General features: G+C 58.2%; 20 protein-coding genes and 1 riboswitch. Of the genes, 12 read left to right on the plus strand and 8 right to left on the minus strand.

Translation table 11 applies throughout. The annotated features are described in order from the left end of the window. Positions 1-19: 19 nt before the first annotated feature. Genes AC2FIM_RS16535 through AC2FIM_RS16545 form a run of 3 tightly spaced genes read left to right on the plus strand, consistent with a single transcriptional unit; the run spans position 20 to position 2,632 of the window. Positions 20-1,249, plus strand: coding sequence for a class I SAM-dependent RNA methyltransferase (locus AC2FIM_RS16535; protein ID WP_271950581.1), 1,230 nt, complete (start codon positions 20-22; stop codon positions 1,247-1,249). Positions 1,250-1,269: 20 nt separating this feature from the next. Then, positions 1,270-2,055 (plus strand): ion transporter, encoded by a 786-nt coding sequence (locus tag AC2FIM_RS16540; protein ID WP_496678699.1) that lies wholly within the window; start codon positions 1,270-1,272, stop codon positions 2,053-2,055. A 58-nt stretch (positions 2,056-2,113) separates the two neighbouring features. After that, a complete protein-coding gene (locus tag AC2FIM_RS16545) occupies positions 2,114-2,632 on the plus strand; it encodes a L,D-transpeptidase family protein (RefSeq protein ID WP_142637369.1) in 519 nt (172 codons plus the stop codon). Here AC2FIM_RS16545 and AC2FIM_RS16550 read toward each other — a convergent pair. The 7 genes from AC2FIM_RS16550 to cysQ all read right to left on the minus strand — a co-directional run bounded on the left by AC2FIM_RS16550 (position 2,616) and on the right by cysQ (position 10,581). After that, complete coding sequence (locus AC2FIM_RS16550) at positions 2,616-4,061, minus strand: nodulation protein NodH (RefSeq protein WP_271950580.1); 1,446 nt, start codon at positions 4,059-4,061, stop codon at positions 2,616-2,618. The two genes, AC2FIM_RS16545 and AC2FIM_RS16550, sit on opposite strands and share 17 nt — an antisense overlap. Positions 4,062-4,067: 6 nt before the next feature. Then, positions 4,068-5,768, minus strand: coding sequence for a DUF5927 domain-containing protein (locus tag AC2FIM_RS16555; RefSeq protein WP_496678670.1), 1,701 nt, complete (start codon positions 5,766-5,768; stop codon positions 4,068-4,070). After that, positions 5,765-6,751, minus strand: coding sequence for a glycosyltransferase family 2 protein (locus tag AC2FIM_RS16560; RefSeq protein WP_142637363.1), 987 nt, complete (start codon positions 6,749-6,751; stop codon positions 5,765-5,767). Before AC2FIM_RS16560 ends, AC2FIM_RS16555 begins: the two co-directional genes overlap by 4 nt. 146 nt (positions 6,752-6,897) lie before the next feature. Beyond that, complete coding sequence (locus AC2FIM_RS16565; protein ID WP_496678674.1) at positions 6,898-7,992, minus strand: glycosyltransferase family 2 protein; 1,095 nt, start codon at positions 7,990-7,992, stop codon at positions 6,898-6,900. Continuing rightward, the gene (galE, locus tag AC2FIM_RS16570) at positions 7,952-8,935 is read right to left on the minus strand and encodes a UDP-glucose 4-epimerase GalE (RefSeq protein WP_496708263.1); all 984 of its coding nucleotides are present in this window, start codon (positions 8,933-8,935) and stop codon (positions 7,952-7,954) included. The genes AC2FIM_RS16565 and galE overlap by 41 nt, the downstream gene beginning before the upstream one ends. 48 nt (positions 8,936-8,983) lie before the next feature. After that, entirely contained in the window at positions 8,984-9,784 is an 801-nt protein-coding gene (locus AC2FIM_RS16575; RefSeq protein WP_271950570.1) for a 3-deoxy-manno-octulosonate cytidylyltransferase, read from the minus strand. Continuing rightward, positions 9,784-10,581: a 3'(2'),5'-bisphosphate nucleotidase CysQ gene (gene cysQ / locus AC2FIM_RS16580; protein ID WP_271950568.1), complete on the minus strand. Its 798-nt coding sequence runs from the start codon at positions 10,579-10,581 to the stop codon at positions 9,784-9,786. Before cysQ ends, AC2FIM_RS16575 begins: the two co-directional genes overlap by 1 nt. Before the next feature lie 122 nt (positions 10,582-10,703). Between cysQ and AC2FIM_RS16585 the strand changes: the two genes are divergently transcribed. Then, entirely contained in the window at positions 10,704-11,525 is an 822-nt protein-coding gene (locus tag AC2FIM_RS16585; protein WP_142637353.1) for an ABC transporter permease, read from the plus strand. On the opposite strand, the gene AC2FIM_RS16590 is transcribed toward AC2FIM_RS16585, so the two are convergent. Next, positions 11,522-12,124: an alpha-ketoglutarate-dependent dioxygenase AlkB family protein gene (locus AC2FIM_RS16590; protein ID WP_496732178.1), complete on the minus strand. Its 603-nt coding sequence runs from the start codon at positions 12,122-12,124 to the stop codon at positions 11,522-11,524. The genes AC2FIM_RS16585 and AC2FIM_RS16590 overlap by 4 nt on opposite strands. Positions 12,125-12,335: 211 nt before the next feature. Between AC2FIM_RS16590 and dnaK the strand changes: the two genes are divergently transcribed. From dnaK to AC2FIM_RS16630, 8 genes are all read left to right on the plus strand, one after another. Next, the gene (dnaK, locus tag AC2FIM_RS16595) at positions 12,336-14,243 is read left to right on the plus strand and encodes a molecular chaperone DnaK (protein ID WP_271950564.1); all 1,908 of its coding nucleotides are present in this window, start codon (positions 12,336-12,338) and stop codon (positions 14,241-14,243) included. A gap of 74 nt (positions 14,244-14,317) precedes the next feature. Further along, positions 14,318-15,466, plus strand: coding sequence for a molecular chaperone DnaJ (gene dnaJ, locus AC2FIM_RS16600; RefSeq protein WP_142637347.1), 1,149 nt, complete (start codon positions 14,318-14,320; stop codon positions 15,464-15,466). 165 nt (positions 15,467-15,631) lie between these two features. Beyond that, positions 15,632-15,738, plus strand: a riboswitch (TPP riboswitch). 47 nt (positions 15,739-15,785) lie between these two features. Then, positions 15,786-16,589 carry a bifunctional hydroxymethylpyrimidine kinase/phosphomethylpyrimidine kinase gene (gene thiD, locus AC2FIM_RS16605; RefSeq protein WP_271950561.1) on the plus strand — a complete coding sequence of 268 codons (804 nt, stop codon included), beginning with the start codon at positions 15,786-15,788 and terminating at the stop codon, positions 16,587-16,589. After that, a complete protein-coding gene (locus tag AC2FIM_RS16610) occupies positions 16,586-17,563 on the plus strand; it encodes an FAD-dependent oxidoreductase (RefSeq protein ID WP_271950703.1) in 978 nt (325 codons plus the stop codon). The genes thiD and AC2FIM_RS16610 overlap by 4 nt, the downstream gene beginning before the upstream one ends. Further along, positions 17,547-17,741, plus strand: coding sequence for a sulfur carrier protein ThiS (thiS, locus tag AC2FIM_RS16615; protein WP_142637341.1), 195 nt, complete (start codon positions 17,547-17,549; stop codon positions 17,739-17,741). Before AC2FIM_RS16610 ends, thiS begins: the two co-directional genes overlap by 17 nt. A gap of 2 nt (positions 17,742-17,743) precedes the next feature. After that, entirely contained in the window at positions 17,744-18,508 is a 765-nt protein-coding gene (locus tag AC2FIM_RS16620; protein WP_271950558.1) for a thiazole synthase, read from the plus strand. Then, the gene (locus AC2FIM_RS16625; protein ID WP_496708264.1) at positions 18,505-19,101 is read left to right on the plus strand and encodes a thiamine phosphate synthase; all 597 of its coding nucleotides are present in this window, start codon (positions 18,505-18,507) and stop codon (positions 19,099-19,101) included. The genes AC2FIM_RS16620 and AC2FIM_RS16625 overlap by 4 nt, the downstream gene beginning before the upstream one ends. After that, positions 19,098-20,063, plus strand: coding sequence for a ThiF family adenylyltransferase (locus AC2FIM_RS16630; protein ID WP_271950553.1), 966 nt, complete (start codon positions 19,098-19,100; stop codon positions 20,061-20,063). Before AC2FIM_RS16625 ends, AC2FIM_RS16630 begins: the two co-directional genes overlap by 4 nt. Positions 20,064-20,067 lie beyond the last annotated feature (4 nt).

The raw sequence follows: 20,067 nt of genomic DNA on the forward strand, positions 1-20,067 counted from the left end.
GCCCAGCTATCAGGCCCTCATGACGCAGCATTACAGCATTTTACGCCTTGGTCATCAGGGCGACGGCATCGCCGCTGGACCGATCTACGCCCCCCGCACCTTGCCGGGGGAGGTGGTCAGCGGGATATTGGTTGGTCAAGTGCTGAGCGACATTCGGGTCGAGACCCCCTCGGACCAGCGGGTCAAAGCACCGTGCCGGCACTACAAAGCCTGCGGCGGATGTCAGCTACAGCATGCCGCGGATGATTTCGTTGCTGATTGGAAGGTTGAGGTCGTGCGCAACGCGCTGGCCGCGCAGGGGCTCGATGCCCCGATGCGGCCGATCCATACCTCGCCGGAACGATCACGGCGACGGGCTACGATTGCGGTTCGACGGACCAAAAAAGGCACTATGGCCGGGTTTCATGGCCGTGCCTCAGACACGATTACCGAAATCTCTGATTGTCATCTGCTTGATCCGGCCCTGATTGCAGCCGTCCCCGTGGCCGAGGCGCTTGCCGTTTTGGGTGGTAGCCGCAAAGGGGCGCTGGCGGTCACGCTGACCCTTTCTGATGGCGGTTTGGATGTCGCCGTCAAAGGCGGCAAACCGCTGGACGGTCCATTGGAACTGGCCCTGGCACAGGCGACCGAGGCACATGGGCTTGCGCGGCTCAGCTGGGATGGCGAGGTGATCGCCTCGCGTCACGCCCCGATTCAGCGATTTGGCGTGGCGGCTGTCGTGCCGCCTCCAGGGGCATTCCTGCAGGCCACGAAGGACGGAGAACAGGCTCTATTACAGGCAGTTCTGCAGGCAACCAAGGGCGCCAAGCGGGTTGTGGACCTGTTTGCGGGTTGCGGGACATTCTCATTGCCACTGGCCGAGGACGCCGAAGTACACGCGGTTGAGGGTGAGGCCCTGATGACCACCGCTCTGGATCAAGGCTGGCGTCGCGCGCAAGGTCTGAAACGGGTCACGACCGAGGCGCGCGACCTGTACCGCCGCCCATTGATGCCTGATGAGCTGAAGAACTTTGACGCGGTTGTCCTGGACCCGCCCCGCGCCGGGGCCGAGGCGCAGGTGGCCGAGCTGGCGCAAGCGCTGCCCCCGGTCATCGCCTATGTCTCATGCAATCCGGTCACCTTCGCGCGGGACGCAAAAAATCTGATTAACGCAGGCTATACCCTTGAATGGGTACAGGTGGTTGACCAATTTCGATGGTCGTCACACACGGAACTTGCCGCGCGGTTTGCACTGAACCCCGCATCATGACCAAACAGGAGAGTTTCAGAATGGGGCTTGCCCAGCGCCTGCATGATATCACTGAAAACCCGACCTTCGGTCGGTTCATCACAGGTGTCATCATCTTCAACGCCATCCTGCTCGGCATGGAAACCTCACCGACTCTGATGGAAGCCGCGGGCCCCTTGATCGTGGTGTTGGACAGCCTCTGCCTGACCATCTTCGTTGCCGAGATCGCGCTGAAGCTGGTCGCCACGGGGCGGCGGTTCTTTACCAATGGCTGGAACCTGTTTGACTTCATCGTTGTTGGCATCGCTCTGATCCCAAGCGCCGGCGGCCTGTCGGTGCTGCGGGCCTTGCGGATCCTGCGGGTCCTGCGGGTGATCTCGGTCGCGCCTCGGCTGCGCCGGGTGGTTGAGGGTTTCATTTCGGCCTTGCCGGGTATGGCCAGCGTTTTCCTGCTGATGGCGATCCTGTTTTACATCGGCGCGGTAATTTCAACCAAGCTGTTCTCGGGCACATTCCCGGACTGGTTCGGCGATTTGGGCCTGTCGGCCTATACGTTGTTCCAGATCATGACGCTGGAAAGCTGGTCCATGGGCATCGTGCGCCCGGTGATGGAGGTTTATCCCTATGCGTGGATATTCTTTGTGCCTTTCATCATGGTTACGACATTTGCAGTGGTGAACCTGTTGGTTGGTCTGATCGTGAATTCAATGCAGGATGCCCATCACGCCGAGGATGAGGTGAAAACCGATGCCTATCGTGATGAGGTGCTGGAAAGGCTGGAATCCATCGAACGCCGCTTGCTTGAGCAGTCGAACAGCAAAAAGTGATTTCAGTTTTCTGGATTTCTGGCATAATCACAAAAAAAAGCAGAAGCAGGCATTAAACATGGATCGTCGAGCATTTGGAATGGGTGCTGTGGCTACGCTGGGTCTTTCGGCCTGCGCCTCGGCCAACCCCAGATTTCTGGCCTATGATGGCCCCGAGGTGACCTCTATGGTCATCAACAAAAGCGCGCGGAAGCTTTATCTTCTGCACAATGAACATGTCCTCAAGGAATATAAGGTCGATCTTGGCTTTGCCCCCAATGGCACCAAAACAAAACGCGGCGACGGCCGCACGCCAGAGGGCACCTATCTGATCGACCGGCGCAATCCCAAAAGCCGCTATCACCTGTCGCTGGGGATTTCCTATCCGGATTCGAAGGATATCGCAGAGGCCAAGGCTGCGGGCGTTGATCCGGGCGGTGACATTTTCATCCACGGCGAGCCGAAAACCCGGTCCGAGAAAAAGCGTGCCAAGAAGCAATCGGATTGGACGGCAGGGTGCATCGCTGTCAAGAATGAAGAGATCGAAGAGATCTATGCGATGGTGAATCGCGGCACAGTGATTACGCTGCGCCCGTAGCCGGCTTCCAGACGTCAAACCCGAATTGCATATAGTCGCGCTGGTAGGTTTCGGCCGCCAGCGCCTCAAGTTTGGTGTCATAGATATCGCTCAGGGAAAACGGGATATCTGGTCTGGTATTGCCGGGCGCGGGCGGGCTGTCATGACCCAGCGGCCGCGCCAAATCCGGCAGGGCAGTTGCAATTTCTTCCTCGCGCAGGATTAGATCCGGCAGGGCAAAACCGACTACGCCCTCCAACACCTGCGCCTGACTGCACCAAACGCCGTCAACGCGCACAGGGGTTTGTCCCGCCAGGTTTTGCCGCAGGAAGGTCAGAAAAGCCGAGAATGCCTCATAATGCTGCTCGATGGGGTAGTTTTCAGCGCGTAACTGTCCGGGGATCGGAAGCTTGAACCGGTTGCGCAGCATATTGCGGATTTTCAGATAGGCGCCGGGCTCGGTGCTGAGGATATAGGAACAAAAGGCCGAATGTGCGCGTACCAGCGGGTGCCGCACCACGGTGAATTTGCGATGCCCCGGATGATCCTGTAACCACTGGCGGGTCTTTTTGCGGTTTTGATCAGTGATCAGATCATCCGCACTGATTGAATCAAGCGCAGCCATCCATTGCTTCACAACCCCTTCGATGCCGCTCCGCACGGGCAGATACATTAACGGGGTTTTCGGCGTGGCGACATAGGTCGCAACGGCCGCGCCACGCCGGGGTTCAAAATTCGGAGTTCTGTGCAGGCTGAAACTGTCGATGCGCGACAAGGCCTGTTCGGTCTCATCAGGGTTTGTCACCTTGGACAAGGCCGGCTCAGGGTTCTGGGGTTTGAGCGTGTCGTCGATCGTGGTCAACCGGCCCGATACCCCAAGCCAGGCCGCCAGGCCGTTCAGGCTGTCGAGCCGGTTCAGATCGTCGTAAGCGATGAAAAAGGCGGTTTGCCCGCTGGCCTGAAGATGATGCAGCAAAGTCAGTTGAAAGGCCTGTTGCTGGTCCAGATAGGTTTCGAACTCACGAGGGTTGAAGGCGATCTGCTCGGTGCGCCGCCGCTTGACGTTTTTCAGCTGCCATTGCTTGGTCTCGCGCGCGATCTTCAATGAGATATAGCTGTCTAGAGGGTTGCGCGTCAGAATGATCTTGGCGCAACTCGGGTCATCCAAAACAGGCTCTAACACACGCGGATCGTGGCCCTGGAAAAAGCGAAACCCGTTCATTTCACCGTCAGCTGATCGGATGGCGTTCAGCAGGGTTTTAGGGTCATTGTCGCGTTCTTCGAGAGTGACGCCCAGCAGGCTGTCCCCCTTTAGCCTGCCAATGAAATGAGGATTGAAGGCCTCACCATGGCTGGAGACACCTTCCAATGCGTTCAGATTTGCCTCAAGCAGGTTCGATCCGGTCCGCATGGCGGCAAGTATTACGAAATAGTCGAATTTGGATGACATGAAACGCTATTGCACCAGATATGGTTTTCGATAAGGCCTGAGTTGCCGGCCAAAAATGTCATCGGCTGGAAAATCTCCCATAAGATAAGGGTGCATACCCTGGTTCTTCAGGTTTTGCAGGAACTTCCCGAACCCGGACAGGTCGACCATCGTAGGGGCTTGGGTCAGGTGGCTGGGGTTCTGGCATCCGGTTTCTTCCAGAATGGATTGCAGAGGCTCCATCGGAGATTCCACAAACTCGGCCAGCGACCAGGTGCGCACTTTGGCCTTGGTCCAGACCGAAGTTAAAACCTCAAGCTGTTTGGTCTCGATTTGTTGCAGGCGGGCGGCTTCGTTACGGATATCCGCGAAATTTCCATTCGAACGGAACAGGGGAATGGCCCAGGCGCCTGTGACAACGGAAATCTGCGCATTTCTGTCGCGCGCCAGAAACCAGTTGATGTCCTGCGTATCCGTGGGGCCAAATTGAAAGCACTGCTTCTCGCCCCGAGTATTCCAGATCAGGTTCGACAAAAACGCCGTAGGATTATAGTCCCGCAGGCTGGCACAATCGCTTAGTGCGCCGTTGACCAGAGGCGCCCCGCCGGCGAATTCCGCACGTTCGGGACCGAAGAGGTGACCGTGGACCTTTGTTCCGGTGGCTTCCGACAGCCAGGGCTCGAAATCTGCGAACAGTTCGGTAAACCCTTGGAATACCGAATAGGGGAACGACGTCAGTCCGTTCTCGCTGCCGTGGCGGGGAAAGCGGCTTTGCATATACAGGCCATCCCGGCCTCGAGTCCTGCGCTCGACCGCTTTCGAGAACAACCGGTCGATCTTGCCCGGGTTGGGTTCAGTAGGCTTCATCGCCTGTGCCTGGTTGGTCAGAAACGCCTGATAAAGCCGATTGGCCTGGGGCCAGATCTTGCGTGCTACAAAACAGTCCGACCGTCGCAATAGCTGTAGATGATCGTCATAAAAGATATGCGGGCGACCTTGATAATCGAATTTGGACAGCGTCAGAGAGCGACTTTCGATATTTGTTGAATAAAGCCGGGTTAGGGTCTGAAAATAGCTTTCGTCTGGAATCCAGACGCGCCGGAAATAGCGGTCATATGTTTTGCGTTTGGGATCTTGCAGAATGGCCGACAGCGTTTGACGGGTCAGGCACCACCATTGACTGCCCATATGTGGCACCAGACCTTCGGGTATCGACCGTCGGATCCCGATTGTCCGCTGTAGCTTTACGTAAGCGTCGAACAATTTGCGCTGTTTACGCCACGAGAACGGAAATCTCAGCGTAAATCGTTCCTGATCCAGTCCGCCAATCGTCCAGCTTACATCAGCTGTTGTCGCGCTTTCGATAAAGTCGACACGGGGCCGTTCCGCTAGATATGTGACCAGCTCATCGACGGGCCGTAGCGGTAGGCAGGCGCCCGAGGCCAGAAAGATATGGTGTACCTCGGGAAAGGCCTCCAGCATCAGTTCAGCCGCTGATTGCGAGGCTGCAACAATGCCCCAACCGCCCCAGTTGCAGGTGTGGCGCTCCGAGAACCGGATCAGAGGTTCGTCCGCACAGGAGGCTACAAAGCCATCAAAAACAGTGTCCGCAACCTTGCGGTCGACATGGATCACCACCGGGCAGCCGGATGCCGCCCAATGGCGCGCGACCTGTTGCGCCCTTGGAAGCGCGGCATGCACCAGCATGATGACGCCAAGGCTGCTCATGCCCAGTTCCCTTTCGACATGAGGCCAAGAATCTCAAGCTGTCGCCAGTTGATATAAGCCTCGGACCGGTCGCACCAAAACACCGGACGGTCGTTCAGCCCTTCGGCATAGGCGCGATATTCGCCGGACCCGCGATAGTGCTGACGCCGCTCCATCTCTTCATGTGCCTTGTCACCCAGGGTGTTGATCAGCTTGGCATGCAGCAACGCCCCGCTGGTTTTTTCGCCGCCCCAATCGTCATAGACTTGGTTCAGCCCGCGTGGCAGCAGCGAATGGGTCGAACTGACATAGACATATCGACGGTCCCACTTGACCAGCGGTATCTTGTTCAACGCAGGCGCCTTTTCCGGAGCCTGGCGGAAAAAGACACGGGCGCGCGGCCCACCCTGTATCCAGAGATTCCCGTATTCAGGGTTTTTGCTGATCACATAATTCCCGGCATCGAACCAACGGGCAATCTCGAAGGGGTCTTGCCCCTCACGATAGGGTTCGGCATCTACCGGGCCCTGCGGGTACATGTCGATCAGCATGGTGCCGAAACTTCGGACGGCACAGCCATCAAGCCAGTCGGTCAGGGCACGAATGGGCCGCGTGTCGCAGAACGGATAGATGAAGAACTCATCCGGATCGACCGTCAGAACCCAGTGCCCATCGGCGTATTTGCGCAGCAGATAGTTCGACCAATCAGTGCCATATGTGGCCCGCTTATAGCTGCCGTTGGACTGCCAGACCGATACGTCCGGCTGACTACTCAGAAACTCGCGGGTGCCGTCGTCGCTGTTGTTGTCCACAAACAAAAAACGATCAACGCCAAGTTTTCGGTAATATTCCAGAAAATAGGGCAGGCGGATTTTTTCGTTTCGCACAACGCTCATCAACAGGATGTCACCGGGTTGAATGGCGTTGGTTTTGTCGGAAACCGCTTCTAATTCGCGTCGTTTGCGAACGCAACGCAACAGGCGGCGCTTGCGCCGCAATCTCATTCGGTATGAATCCAACAGGCTCACGCGACTGCCCAACCTTTGTTTATACGCGAGCATACCCGGGGCCTGAACAAGCCAGAGTGGAGCCGGGCGAATGCCATTTTATGCCACTTTACCATCTAATGAAGCAACGCATTTAAAAGTAGTTAGTCCGAAACGTTGTCTTTCCAGTCAGTTTTGCCCATCAAGCCAAGCTCACACAGTTGGCGCCATCCGATATATTCCACCGATTGTGGATCCCACATGATCGGGCGGTTAATTATGCCATCATAATAGCTGTCGAACTCCGCCGGGTCGTGAAAATGCTGCGCTCGGGTTTTCTCGATTCTTGATTTGATGACCACCTCGGGCAGGAACTTTGTGTGCAGTAGCACGCCCGAAGGGCCGTGGCTCCCCGGTCCGTCATAGGTGGCGTTCAAATCTCGGGGCAGGGCGGAATGGCAGGAGTTCACGTAAGCATAGTGCCGCGACCAGCGTACCAGCGGTATTTTGTTTAAAGTTGGTGACCGCTCGGGCCGGTCAGCAAAAAACACACGTTCCCGTGCACCGCCCTGAACCCAGAGATTGCCCAGCGGCGATTGCCGATTGGCGCGCAACGGGCCTGGATCAAACCAGCCCAAAACTTTGGTCGGGTCGGTCCCGGGGTCATAGGGCTGTGTGCCGAGCTGATCTTTGGGGTACAGGTCCAACATCAAGGCTCCGAAAGCGTCGCGCCCCTGCACCTCTAGCTGTTGGGTCAAATCCTGCAGCAGATGGCTGTCCCATCCGGGATAGATAAGCAACTCATCCGCATCCACCATCAAAGTCCAATGGCCGTGACCAAATCGCATCTGTAGCCAGGTCAGCCAATCCAGCCCGTATCGTGAGGCGCGATAGCTGGCATCGGTTTGCCACAAGGATACATCCGGTTGATCTTTCAGATATGCGACCGAGCCATCATCGCTGCCGTTGTCCACGATCAGAAAATGATCAACGCCCAGCGACCGGTAGTGATGGAAATACCAGGGCAGGCGCGTGATTTCATTTCGCAGGGTGGTAAAGACCAGTATCGCACCCGGGCGTATCTGGTCGGTTCGGTCGACCAGTTGGGTTAACTGATGGCGGCTGCGAAAGGATCGCCACAACAGCCGCCTGCGTTTCAGGCGCAAGCGATAGCGTTGCACCCATCCGATTGGCGGCAGGGTATCGCTCACGCGGCCCTCATCTGTCGTAATGCCCGTTCTGATGCCAGCGCCAGGCATCGGCAATCATCGTCTCTAACACGGACCTTTTGGGGGACCAGCCCAGTTCTTGCCCGGCCCTGTCCGAGCCCGAAACCAGCTTGGTGCAATCTCCGGCGCGGCGTGGACCGATTGTATAGGGCACTGCGCGATTGGTGACGGATTTCGACTGTTCGATCGCCTCCATCACTGAAAAGCCGGACCCGGTGCCCAGGTTGAAAACGCGACTGTCTTTGCCCTGTTCCAGCCAGCGCAGCCCCAGAACATGCGCGTCAACCAGATCGCAGACATGCACGTAATCGCGGATACAGGTGCCATCGGGCGTGTCATAGTCGGTTCCGAACACAGTCAGCCCGTCGCGCTTGCCGTCAATCGCATCCAACATCAGCGGAACCAGATGGGTCTCGGGGCGGTGGAATTCGCCTACCTCTCCGTCCGGATCGGCGCCAGCCACGTTGAAATAGCGAAAAATCACATGGTTCATCCCGTGAGCGGCCTGGAAATCACGCAGGATATCCTCGATCGCGCGTTTGGAGGCGCCGTAAGCGTTCAGTGGATTTTGCGGGGTGTTTTCGTCCAGGACCACATTGTCATGTTCACCATAGGTGGCGCAGGTCGACGAAAACACGAAATCCAGACATCCAGCCGCCACGGCGGCCTCGATCAGGGTCAGCGAACCGGTGACATTGTTCGCCCAATATCTTCCGGGTTCGGACATCGCCTCACCCACCTGGCTGAGCGCGGCGAAATGCATCACGGCAGCGGGCTGATACTTGGCAAAAACCTCATCCAACCGCGCCCGGTCCAGCAGATCACCCTGTGCGAACGGGCCAAATTTGACCGCGTCCTGCCAACCGGTGATCAGGTTGTCATAGGTGACAGGTGTGTACCCGGCCAGCGCCAGCGCCTTGCAGGCATGGGATCCGATATATCCGGCACCGCCGGTTACAAGGATATGTGTCATATCAGATCCCGTTATTCCGGTTTTTCAGGGTGCGACAGCCTGCGGCACTCAGTCCAGCCCCATCGCGGCCATCATCTCTTCAAGTTTGGGAACGTCCTGCGGATTGTTTAGTTCCCAGAACTGGCGGCCTTTGGATTCGACTTCAACACACAGAACCTTACGCCCGTTTTCCATGAAACGCAGCTGTTCCAGCCCTTCCAGTTGCTCTAATGGACCGACAGGCCAGGACGGATAAGCCGCCAGCGCGTCAGGGCGGTAGGCATAGACGCCGACATGGTGAAACACCGGCGTTTCCTCCCCGCCCGCATAAGCCTGTGAAGTAAAGGGCACGACCTCTTTCGAGAAATACATCGCGCCGTGATCAGCGGCGAAAACGGCGGTTGTTCCACCGACGCGCCCGTGTTTGCGGTCATTCAGCAGGCTGTTGAGCGCATCGCCGTCGCAGCGCAGAACCGGAGTGGCCACCCCAGCCTTGGGTGCGGCACGCAGACCGGTGATCAGATCTTCGACGAACCAATGCGGGGTCAGCGGTGCATCGCCCTGCAGGTTCACCACGATGTCATAGCTTGCGCCCAGCACATCATGCGCTTCGGCGCAGCGTTCGGTGCCATTGCCACAGGTTTGCGAGGTCATCACAACCTCGGCCCCGAACCCTTCGGCCACCTCGCGAATGCGGTCGTCATCGGTGGCAACCACAACGCGGTCCACGCCCGAGACCGAACTGGCGGCGCGCCATGACCGCTCGATCAGAGTCATTGCATTGCCACTGGCTCCGGTGAGCGGCACCAGAGGTTTGCCCGGATAGCGGGTCGAGGCATAGCGGGCGGGAATGGCGATCAGAACGGACATCAGGCCTCCTTCAGGTCTACACCCGGAGCGTAGGCGATAAAGAACGGGTTTGCATAGCCGTCCTTGCCATAGGTCAGCGGCGCATGATTGTCGAACCGGACAACTTTGCCGCCCGCACCTGTCAGCACGGCGTGACCTGCTGCCGTATCCCATTCCATCGTGCGGCCAACGCGGGGATAGATATCTGCCTCGCCCGTCGCAATCAGGCAGAACTTCAGCGACGAGCCCGCGCTTTTGCTGTCCTGCACTTGATATTTGTTGATGTAATCGTCGGTCGCCTGGTCACGATGTGACTTCGAGGCCACGACCAAAAGCGCGGAATTGTCTGGATCAGAGACCGAAATCGGAGTCACGGCACCGGGTTGATCCTTGTCCAGCGCGCCGGTTTCCTCGACCGATTGCCCGTCGGCCAAAGTATAGAACATCCGGCCGCGGGCTGGCGCATAAACCACGCCACGCGTTGGGGCGCCGTTTTCGACCAACGCGATATTAACGGTGAAATCGCCGCGCCGGTTGATGAACTCTTTGGTGCCATCCAACGGATCAACGATCAGGAACGTATCGCCTTTTTCAGAATGCGAGGCGGCCTGTTCCTCAGTCACCAGCAGGATATTGGGGAACGCCGCACGCAGACCGGCCGAGATCAGCGCATCGGCGGCCTCATCTGCTTCGGTCACGGGGCTGGCATCGGATTTGACCTTCACGTCAAACCCATCCGAGTTATAGATGTCCATGATCGTATCGCCCGCTTCCAGGGCCAGACGTCGGATGACGGGGATGAGGGCATCATAGGTCACAAAAAAGCTCCGTTCCTGTGATTTGTTGATCGAATAACCTGACGGCCTTATGCTGTGCTGGTTACGGAACGGCAAGAATTTCGTGCCAGATTGCAGGCAATAATACAGGAAAGACGCTTCGGGTGTTTTATTACAAGCGAAACCGGTCGCTTATAGGCGGTGCGTTTACGACGGCGGAACTGGTGTTTCACGCCGTCGTCCGGAATGTCCGATCTCAACACAGCAATGCTGTGCTTTCGGTGCTTATCAATATTTTCCAGGTTCTGGTGCTGGTGAGTGTGTTTTACGTGATCATGTCCCTTCTTGGCGCGCGCGTTGCCAAAATCCGGGGTGAGTTCATTCTGTATCTGCTGTCTGGGGTTTTCCTGTTTCTGACGCACATTAAAGCCGTCGGTTCGGTTTCCGGATTGGACACGGGTAATAACCCGATGATGCTGCATTCGCCGATGAACATGATGGTCGTGCTTATGGCTGCCGCTTTCGGGTCGCTGTATACTCAGGTTTTGACAATCGTCATCATCCTGTTTGTCTACAGCGTATCGGTTGCTCCGCTGGAAATTCAGGAGCCCGGTGGCGCCTTTGCCATGCTGATGCTGGCCTGGTTCACGGGCTGTGCGGTCGGCGTGGTGTTCATGGCGATCAAGCCCTGGTTTCCGACCACTGCCACGATCATGAGCACAATTTACCGGCGCCTGAATATGGTGTTCTCCGGAAAAATGTTCGTCGGCAATGCGCTGGGCGGGTTCATGTTGACCATGTTCGCCTGGAATCCGTTGTTTCACATTATCGACCAGTGTCGGGGTTTCGTTTTTCGGAATTACTATCCGCGCAATACCAACTGGGAATATCCTGTCTGGGTCGGGTTGGCTCTGTTGTTGATCGGCTTGCTTGGAATTTTCTTTACCCGTCAGCATGTGTCGCAAAGCTGGAGCGCACGCCGTTAACCCGCCACGCGCAAGGTCAGGTTGATCCGCCCGCCCTTTGGCAACAGTTTTGAAGACCCGAAACGAATGCGATCTACCCCGTGATAGGTTAGGCGCGCGGGTCCGCCCATCACGACAACATCGCCCGAGCCAAGCCAGATCGATTCCGTTTTGCCCCCTCGGGTCGTGTTGCCAATGCGGAACAACGCGTCGTCACCTAATGAGATCGAAAGGACCGGCCAGGAAAAATCGGCCTCGTCCTTATCCTGATGCAGGCCCATTCGCGCCCCTTCGCCATAGTAGTTGACCAAGCAACAGTCGGGGTCACGTTCGGGGCTGGCAAGATCGCGCCAGATATCCAGAATGCAGCCTGGAATGGCGGGCCATTCCATACCCTTTGGATGGTGCGGCTGGTACCTGTACCCGTTCTTGTCAGTGACCCAACCCAGCGCCCCGGCCGAGGTCATGCGAACAGACATTTCCTTGCCCGAAGGGGTGGTCGGGCGGAACAAAGGTGCTGATTTCAGAATCGGACGCAACAGCGTGATCAGCTGTGCCTGGGCAGCTCCGTCAAGGTAAGCTTTCCTGATTTCAAAACCGCGTAAAAGCAGCCGCGCCATTCCAGATTCCTCAATCCTTGCCAAAACCTTGCTAAAAAGGCTGCAGATTCCTGAAAACCTGCATTTGTGAATGCTTGCAGGCCCCTGTTCCCGTCCTTATATACGCCGGGACGCGCGATGGTGTAGGACCATTGCGCAAATCAGATCGGGGCCAGATGCCATAACGGGTCGGGCCTCGGGACATCGCCTTGAAGAGAAAGGGATTGAACATATGGGAAAAGTAATCGGGATTGACCTCGGCACCACCAACTCGTGCGTTGCCATCATGGACGGCTCGCAGCCGAAGGTCATCGAAAACGCCGAAGGGGCGCGGACCACGCCCTCGATCGTCGCCTTCACCGAAGATGAGCGACTGGTCGGTCAGCCTGCGAAACGCCAGGCGGTCACCAACCCTGACAACACGGTTTTTGGCGTCAAACGCCTGATCGGTCGTCGTGTGGATGATGCCGAAGTCGAAAAAGACAAGAAAATGGTACCATACGCCATCGTTGATGGCGGCAATGGCGACGCGTGGGTCGAAGCCCGCGGTGAAAAGTACTCCCCAAGCCAGATTTCGGCCTTCACTCTGGGCAAGATGAAGGAAACCGCTGAAAGCTACTTGGGTGAGGAAGTCACACAAGCCGTTATCACCGTTCCGGCCTATTTCAACGACGCACAGCGTCAGGCGACCAAAGATGCCGGTAAAATCGCCGGCCTGGAAGTGTTGCGGATCATCAACGAGCCGACAGCTGCCGCTCTGGCCTATGGTCTGGACAAGGAAGAAACCCAAACCATCGCGGTTTATGACCTTGGTGGCGGTACCTTCGACGTAACCATTCTGGAAATCGACGACGGGTTGTTCGAGGTTAAATCGACCAATGGCGACACCTTCCTGGGTGGTGAAGACTTTGACATGCGCATCGTCAACTACCTGGCGGATGAGTTCAAAAAGGAACACGGTGTCGATCTGTCCCAGGACAAGATGGCGCTGCAGCGTCTGAAAGAAGCTGCGGAAAAAGCCAAGATCGAACTGTCCTCGACCTCACAAACCGAGATCAACCAGCCGTTCATCTCGATGGGCGCCAACGGCCAGCCGCTGCACATGGTCATGAAGCTGACCCGTGCCAAGCTGGAATCGCTGGTTGGTGATCTGATCAAGAAGTCGATGAAGCCCTGCCAGGCTGCTCTGAAAGACGCAGGCCTGTCGGCTGGCGACGTGGATGAGGTTGTTCTGGTCGGTGGTATGACCCGGATGCCGAAAGTAATCGAAGAGGTCACTAAGTTCTTCGGTAAAGAGCCGCACAAAGGTGTGAATCCGGACGAAGTGGTTGCCATGGGCGCCGCCATTCAGGCCGGTGTTCTGCAGGGTGACGTCAAAGACGTTGTTCTGCTGGACGTGACACCGCTGTCGCTGGGTATCGAAACGCTGGGTGGCGTGTTCACCCGACTGATCGACCGCAACACCACGATCCCGACGAAAAAGTCTCAGGTCTTCTCGACCGCCGAAGACAACCAGAACGCCGTGACCATTCGCTGTTTCCAAGGGGAACGTGAAATGGCTGCGGACAACAAGATCCTGGGTCAGTTCAACCTCGAAGATATCCCGCCAGCACCGCGCGGCATGCCGCAGATCGAGGTGACTTTTGACATTGACGCCAACGGCATCGTCTCGGTTTCGGCCAAGGACAAAGGCACTGGCAAAGAGCAGAAGATCACCATCCAGGCATCGGGCGGCCTGTCCGACGAGGACATCGAAAAGATGGTCAAGGACGCCGAAGAGAACGCGGAGGCCGACAAGGAACGCCGCGAGCTGGTCGACGCAAAGAACCAGGCGGAAAGCCTGATCCACTCGACAGAAAAGTCGATGGAAGAACATGCCGACAAGGTTGATCCAACAACCATCGAAGCCATCGAGCTGGCGATTGCCGCGCTGAAAGACGAGCTGGAAACCGAGAATGCCGACAAGATCAAGTCGGGCATCCAGAACGTTACCGAAGCGGCCATGAAGCTGGGCGAAGCCATCTACAAAGCGCAAGCTGAAGACGGCGAAGATGAACCTGCCGCTGCGGATGCTGCACCGGGCGAGGATGACATCGTCGATGCCGAGTTCGAAGATCTGGACAACGACAAGCGTAGCTAACGGGTAACCGGGCCAATTCGGGCCGGTCCGGTCACCGGGCCGGCCCGATTACGTTGAGGCAGAAGGAAATACTGATGTCAAAACGCGACTATTACGATGTGCTCGGCGTATCCAAGGGTGCATCAGCGGACGAGATCAAGAAAGGCTTTCGCAAGAAGGCCAAAGAATTACATCCCGACCGCAACAAGGACAATCCGGAGTCAGAGGCACAGTTCAAAGAAGCGAACGAGGCCTATGACGTCCTGAAAGATGCTGAACGCAAGGCGGCTTATGACAGGTTCGGTCATGCTGCATTCGAAAATGGCATGGGCGGCGGTGGCCGACCTGGCGCTGGCTTTGGTCAGGGCGACTTTTCCAGTGCATTTTCGGATGTGTTCGACGACCTGTTCGGCGATTTCATGGGCGGCCAACGGGGCGGGGGCGGTGGACGTCGTGCCGCACGCGGTTCGGATCTGCGCTATAACCTGCGCGTCTCGCTGGAAGAGGCGTATTCAGGTCAGCAGAAAACCATCAATGTCCCGGCAGCGGTTGCCTGTTCGTCCTGCGACGGATCTGGGGCTGAAGGCGGTGTTGAGCCCACAACCTGTCCGACCTGTTCGGGTATGGGCAAGGTGCGTGCGCAACAAGGCTTTTTCACAGTAGAACGCAGCTGTCCGACCTGTTCGGGCCTGGGTCAAATCGTCAAGAACCCCTGCAAATCCTGTCAGGGTGCGGGCCGTGTTGAAAAAGAACGCGCTTTGTCCGTTAACATTCCAGCCGGTGTCGAAACCGGCACGCGCATTCGTCTGGCCGGTGAAGGCGAGGCTGGAATGCGCGGTGGCCCTCCGGGTGATCTATACATCTTTGTAGAGGTCTCAGATCACAGGCTGTTCGAGCGTGACAGCGTGAACCTCTATTGCCGCGTGCCGGTCAGCATGGCCAAAGCCGCGCTTGGTGGTTCGATCGAAGTTCCGACCATCGACGGTGGCCGCGGGCGTGTGCAGATTCCAGCGGGCAGCCAATCGGGTCGCCAGATGCGCCTGCGCGGCAAGGGCATGCCAGCCCTGCGCGGCGGCGGTGTTGGAGATATGTTCATTGAGCTGGCCGTGGAAACTCCGGTAAACCTCACCAGCCGCCAGAAAGAGCTGCTGCGCGAGTTCGACGACCTGGGTGAAGACAATCACCCGGAATCCAACAGCTTTTTCTCCTCCGTCAAATCCTTCTGGGACGGGATGAAGGGCTGAAGTCTTTTCCCAAAAAAGGGGGCGCTGCCCCCGCGACTCCCCCGAGGTATTTAGGGCCAGATGAAGCAGGTGATCCGCTCTTCATCGGGCTAAAAATACCTCGGAGCGCGAGGCAGAGCCTCGCAAATCTCCGCTTGATTATTGTCGCCGCTCCTGAGATGGTCCGCGCAACCGTTGGGGTGCCTTGTTCGCAAGGCTGAGAGGTGCAGCTGCATCAACCCATCGAACCTGATCCGGGCAATTCCGGCGGAGGGAACGGTCTTATGAATACAGACGTTTTCCATCCTCCGTTGTTGCCCCTAGAAGATGGAGCAACGACATGGCAGCTATTGCCTTGACCATTGCAGGGTCCGACAGCGGAGGCGGGGCCGGAATTCAGGCGGACCTCAAGGCGATGTCTGCGCTGGGCGTTTATGGGGCCAGCGTTATTTCGGCGGTGACTGCGCAAAACACCCTGGCCGTGACAGCCGTTCATGGCATTCCTCTGAGTGTGATCCGCGCGCAAATCGACGCCGTGCTGAACGATCTGGATGTCGGGGCGATCAAGATCGGCATGCTTGCAACCCCCGAGATTATCGAGACCGTTGCAGATGCCCTGTCGGGCTATGCCGGGCCCATAGTTTTGGACCCTGTCATGATAGCGAAATCCGGGGATGCATTGCTGGCGGGTGACGCAATCCAGACCCTCATGGACCTTCTGATACCACGCGCGACTGTTCTGACGCCCAATTTGCCCGAGGCTGCGCGCCTGCTTGGACAGTCCGAAGCGCAGTCTCCGGATGAAATGGTGGTTCAGGGACAGGCCCTTTGCGCAAAGGGGACCGCGTCTGTTTTGATGAAAGGTGGGCATGGTCAGGGCGAGATATGTCATGATCTGTTGGTCGACGGTTCGGGATTGGTGGATGAATTCACAGCGCAGCGCCGGAACACAAAGAACACCCACGGGACTGGGTGTACATTGTCCTCGTCAATTTCCGCCGGGTTGGCCAAAGGTCTGAGCTTGCGGGATTCCGTGGCAGAGGCACATGCTTATTTGCAAGGCGCTATCGCCCAGGCTGATGGGCTGTGCGTGGGTCAGGGCCATGGTCCGGTGCATCATTTCCATCGGGTCTGGTCGGCGTGACGATCTGGTCTGTCATAGGGGCAGGCGTGGCCGGTTTGGCTGTTGCGTCCGAATTGGCCCATCGCGGCGCACGGGTGCAGGTCTTTGACCCCGCCGGCCTGCCGGGTCCGCATGGCTGTTCTTGGTGGGCCGGGGGAATGCTGGCCCCGTGGTGCGAGTTCGAAAATGCCGAAGAGCCGGTCTTGCGCCTGGGGCAGGGTGCTTTTGACTGGTGGGCGACCCGGACCAAGGTTCATCTGCGCGGTACTTTGGTCGTTTGCGGTGCGCGCGACTTGCCGGATTTGCGTCGATTTGGTCGTCGAACGCAGGGGCATCATGAGGTAGATCAGCAGGAATTAGCCGCATTAGAGCCTGATCTACATGGTTTCGGCAACGGTCTGTATTTCAAGGACGAAGCCCATATAGACCCACGCATGGCGCTGCAGGATGTCTTCGACAATCTTATCGCGCGGGGCGTTGCCTTTCATCGCGAACCCGCCCCTGCTGGGTTGGAGAACGCGATTGACTGCCGTGGTCTTCAGGCGCGGGACGCCTTGTCTGATCTTCGGGGCGTAAAGGGTGAGATGCTGGTGATCCGCTGCCCTGATGTGACGCTGACCCGGCCCGTGCGCCTGTTGCATCCCCGGATGCCGCTTTACATCGTGCCGCGTGGCGATGGCATCTACATGCTGGGCGCGACGATGATTGAATCCGAGGATAAAACCCGCATCACCGCGCGCTCGATGCTGGAACTGCTCAGCGCGGCCTATGCGTTGAACCCCGCTTTTGGCGAAGCCGAGGTGCTAGAGATCGGCGTCGATCTGCGCCCGGCCTTTCCCGACAATCTGCCTCGGATCCGGCGTCGGGGCAGCACGATTTACGCCAACGGGCTGTACCGCCACGGGTACCTGCTGGCACCGGCGCTGGCCCAAGGCGTTGCCGATCTGGCACTTGAACACAAACATTCGGAGATGGTTGATGAAGATCGTGCTTAATGGCGAGCCGCGCGAGGTGCGGGCCGAGACCCTATCGGAATTGCTAATGGAATGCGGCTATTCGGGCCGTGTCGCCACTGCGGTGAACGAAGATTTCGTGCCCTCGGGGCTGCGTGTTGCCCATGCTTTGGTTGAAGGGGATCGGATCGAAATCGTCGCGCCGATGCAGGGGGGCTGAGGATGAAATCCTTTTACGGAACCACATTGGCCAACCCGCTGATGCTGGGCACGGCGCAATATCCCAGCCCGGCTATTCTGGAGAAGGCCTTTCGCGAAAGCGGGGCGGGTGTTGCCACGGTCTCGCTTCGCCGTGAATCCGGTGCAGGGCAGACATTCTGGCAGATGATCCGCGATCTGGGCGTGTTGGTGCTGCCCAACACCGCCGGATGCCATACGGTCAAAGAGGCGGTAACCACCGCCCAAATGGCGCGTGAGGTCTTTGATACCAAGTGGATCAAGCTGGAACTGATCGGCCATACCGACAGCCTGCAGCCGGATGTGTTCCAGCTGGTCGAAGCCGCGCGCATTCTGACCAGCGACGGGTTGCAGGTCTTTCCCTATACGACCGACGATCTGATTGTTGGCGAACGGCTGCTTGCCGCCGGGTGTGAGGTGCTGATGCCATGGGGCGCGCCGATCGGGTCAGGGCGGGGGCTGAACAATGAATATGCCCTGCGTGCGATGCGGGCAGAATTCCCGGATGTGCCTTTGGTGATTGACGCCGGTATCGGCCTGCCCAGCCACGCTGCCCACGCGATGGAGCTGGGTTATGACGCCGTTCTTCTGAACACTGCTGTGGCCCGCGCCGGGGACCCCGTTTTGATGGCCCGCGCAATGGCCCGCGCGATCGAGGCCGGGCAACTGGCCCATCAGGCCGACCCGATTGAGGCGCGCGATATGGCCGAGCCATCGACCCCGGTTATCGGAAAGGCGTTTCTGTCATGACACTCGACCGGTTTTATCCGATCTTCGATCATTCGGACTGGCTGCGCCGGATGCTACCGCTGGGCATCAAGCTGGTACAGCTGAGGGTCAAGGACCAGCCCATGGATGTGGTGCGTGACCAGATTGCCAAGTCGCGTGACCTGTGCCGCGCAAATGGGACAGTTCTGGTGGTCAATGACTATTGGCAGGCGGCCATCGACGCCGGCTGTGACTGGGTGCATTTGGGGCAAGAGGATCTGGACGAGGCCGATTTGATTGCCATCCGCAAGGCGGGTTTGAAACTGGGCGTGTCCACCCATGATGATGATGAGTTAGAGCGCGTGCTGGCCATGGACCCCGACTATGTGGCGCTGGGTCCGGTCTATCCCACGATCCTGAAAAAGATGAAATGGCATCAGCAGGGCCTGCCCCGCGTGACCGAATGGAAGGCGCGTGTTGGAGATACGCCGCTGGTTGGCATTGGCGGGATGAGCGTCGAACGTGCGCCGGGTGTCTTGCAGGCGGGTGCGGATATCGTCTCGGTTGTGACCGATATCACCCTGAATATCGACCCCGAGGCGCGCTTGCGCCAGTGGATCGAGGTCACCAGATGAGCCGATATGCCCGTCAGACGCTGTTGCCAGAGGTTGGGGCAAAAGGGCAGGGCCGACTGTCCTCGGCGCGTGTCTTGGTGGTAGGGGCAGGCGGGTTGGCTGCCCCTGTCCTGCCATTGCTGGCTGGGGCAGGGGTCGGCCAGATCACGATCCTGGATAGGGATCAGGTTGAGCTGTCCAACCTGCATCGGCAGACCTTGTTTTCTGAGACGGATTGCGGACACCCCAAGGCCGAGCGTGCGGCGGCACGGTGCAAGGCGATCAATGGGGACATAGACGTCAGCGGCAAAAAACAGGCTCTAACAAGCGAAAATGCTGGCAACTTGGTTGCTCAGGCGGATGTGATCTTGGATTGCGCAGACAGCTATGCGGCCAGCTATATCCTCTCGGACACTTGCTTGGCGCAGGGCAAGCCGCTGATCAGCGCCTCGGTGCTTGGGCTGTCGGGCTATGTCGGCGGTTTCTGCGGCGGCGCGCCGTCATTGCGCGCGCTGTTTCCCGACGCGCCGGACAGCGGGGCAAGCTGCGCCACCGCTGGTGTTCTGGGCCCGGTCGTCGGAACGATTGGCGCGATGCAGGCGCAGATGGCGCTGAACCTGATCCTTGGGCTGACGCCCTCGGTGCTGGGTCAGATGGTTCAGTATGATGGTCGGACACTCCGCAGCACGGCCTTCCGCTTTGACGATGCGCCCGAACCGAACAGCTGTTTCCGGTTTCTCTCGGCCGGGCAGCTGACGACAGATGACCATATCATCGAGCTGCGCAGCCCCGAGGAATCCCCGCGCCCGGTACATCCTGACGCGCAACGGATATCGCCGGATGATCTGAGCGATATCGACCCTAATAAGGGCAAAAGACTGGCATTGTGCTGTGCTACCGGATTGCGCGCCTGGCGCGCTGCCGAACGAATTCAACCGAATTGGCCGGGCGAGATTGTTCTTGTCGCGGCTTCAACCTCGTGAACAG

The sequence above is a fragment of the Ruegeria sp. CDSC052 genome (genome assembly GCF_059610685.1).

Bases quoted from the DNA above. Each gene is read 5' to 3' on its own strand.
- AC2FIM_RS16535 (WP_271950581.1), top strand. From the start codon at position 20: ATGACGCAGCATTACAGCATTTTACGCCTTGGTCATCAGGGCGACGGC.
- AC2FIM_RS16540 (WP_496678699.1), top strand. From the start codon at position 1,270: ATGGGGCTTGCCCAGCGCCTGCATGATATCACTGAAAACCCGACCTTC.
- AC2FIM_RS16545 (WP_142637369.1), top strand. From the start codon at position 2,114: ATGGATCGTCGAGCATTTGGAATGGGTGCTGTGGCTACGCTGGGTCTT.
- AC2FIM_RS16550 (WP_271950580.1), bottom strand. From the start codon at position 4,061: ATGTCATCCAAATTCGACTATTTCGTAATACTTGCCGCCATGCGGACC.
- AC2FIM_RS16555 (WP_496678670.1), bottom strand. From the start codon at position 5,768: ATGAGCAGCCTTGGCGTCATCATGCTGGTGCATGCCGCGCTTCCAAGG.
- AC2FIM_RS16560 (WP_142637363.1), bottom strand. From the start codon at position 6,751: ATGAGATTGCGGCGCAAGCGCCGCCTGTTGCGTTGCGTTCGCAAACGA.
- AC2FIM_RS16565 (WP_496678674.1), bottom strand. From the start codon at position 7,992: ATGCCTGGCGCTGGCATCAGAACGGGCATTACGACAGATGAGGGCCGC.
- galE (WP_496708263.1), bottom strand. From the start codon at position 8,935: ATGACACATATCCTTGTAACCGGCGGTGCCGGATATATCGGATCCCAT.
- AC2FIM_RS16575 (WP_271950570.1), bottom strand. From the start codon at position 9,784: ATGTCCGTTCTGATCGCCATTCCCGCCCGCTATGCCTCGACCCGCTAT.
- AC2FIM_RS16590 (WP_496732178.1), bottom strand. From the start codon at position 12,124: ATGGCGCGGCTGCTTTTACGCGGTTTTGAAATCAGGAAAGCTTACCTT.
- dnaK (WP_271950564.1), top strand. From the start codon at position 12,336: ATGGGAAAAGTAATCGGGATTGACCTCGGCACCACCAACTCGTGCGTT.
- dnaJ (WP_142637347.1), top strand. From the start codon at position 14,318: ATGTCAAAACGCGACTATTACGATGTGCTCGGCGTATCCAAGGGTGCA.
- thiD (WP_271950561.1), top strand. From the start codon at position 15,786: ATGGCAGCTATTGCCTTGACCATTGCAGGGTCCGACAGCGGAGGCGGG.
- thiS (WP_142637341.1), top strand. From the start codon at position 17,547: ATGAAGATCGTGCTTAATGGCGAGCCGCGCGAGGTGCGGGCCGAGACC.
- AC2FIM_RS16620 (WP_271950558.1), top strand. From the start codon at position 17,744: ATGAAATCCTTTTACGGAACCACATTGGCCAACCCGCTGATGCTGGGC.
- AC2FIM_RS16625 (WP_496708264.1), top strand. From the start codon at position 18,505: ATGACACTCGACCGGTTTTATCCGATCTTCGATCATTCGGACTGGCTG.
- AC2FIM_RS16630 (WP_271950553.1), top strand. From the start codon at position 19,098: ATGAGCCGATATGCCCGTCAGACGCTGTTGCCAGAGGTTGGGGCAAAA.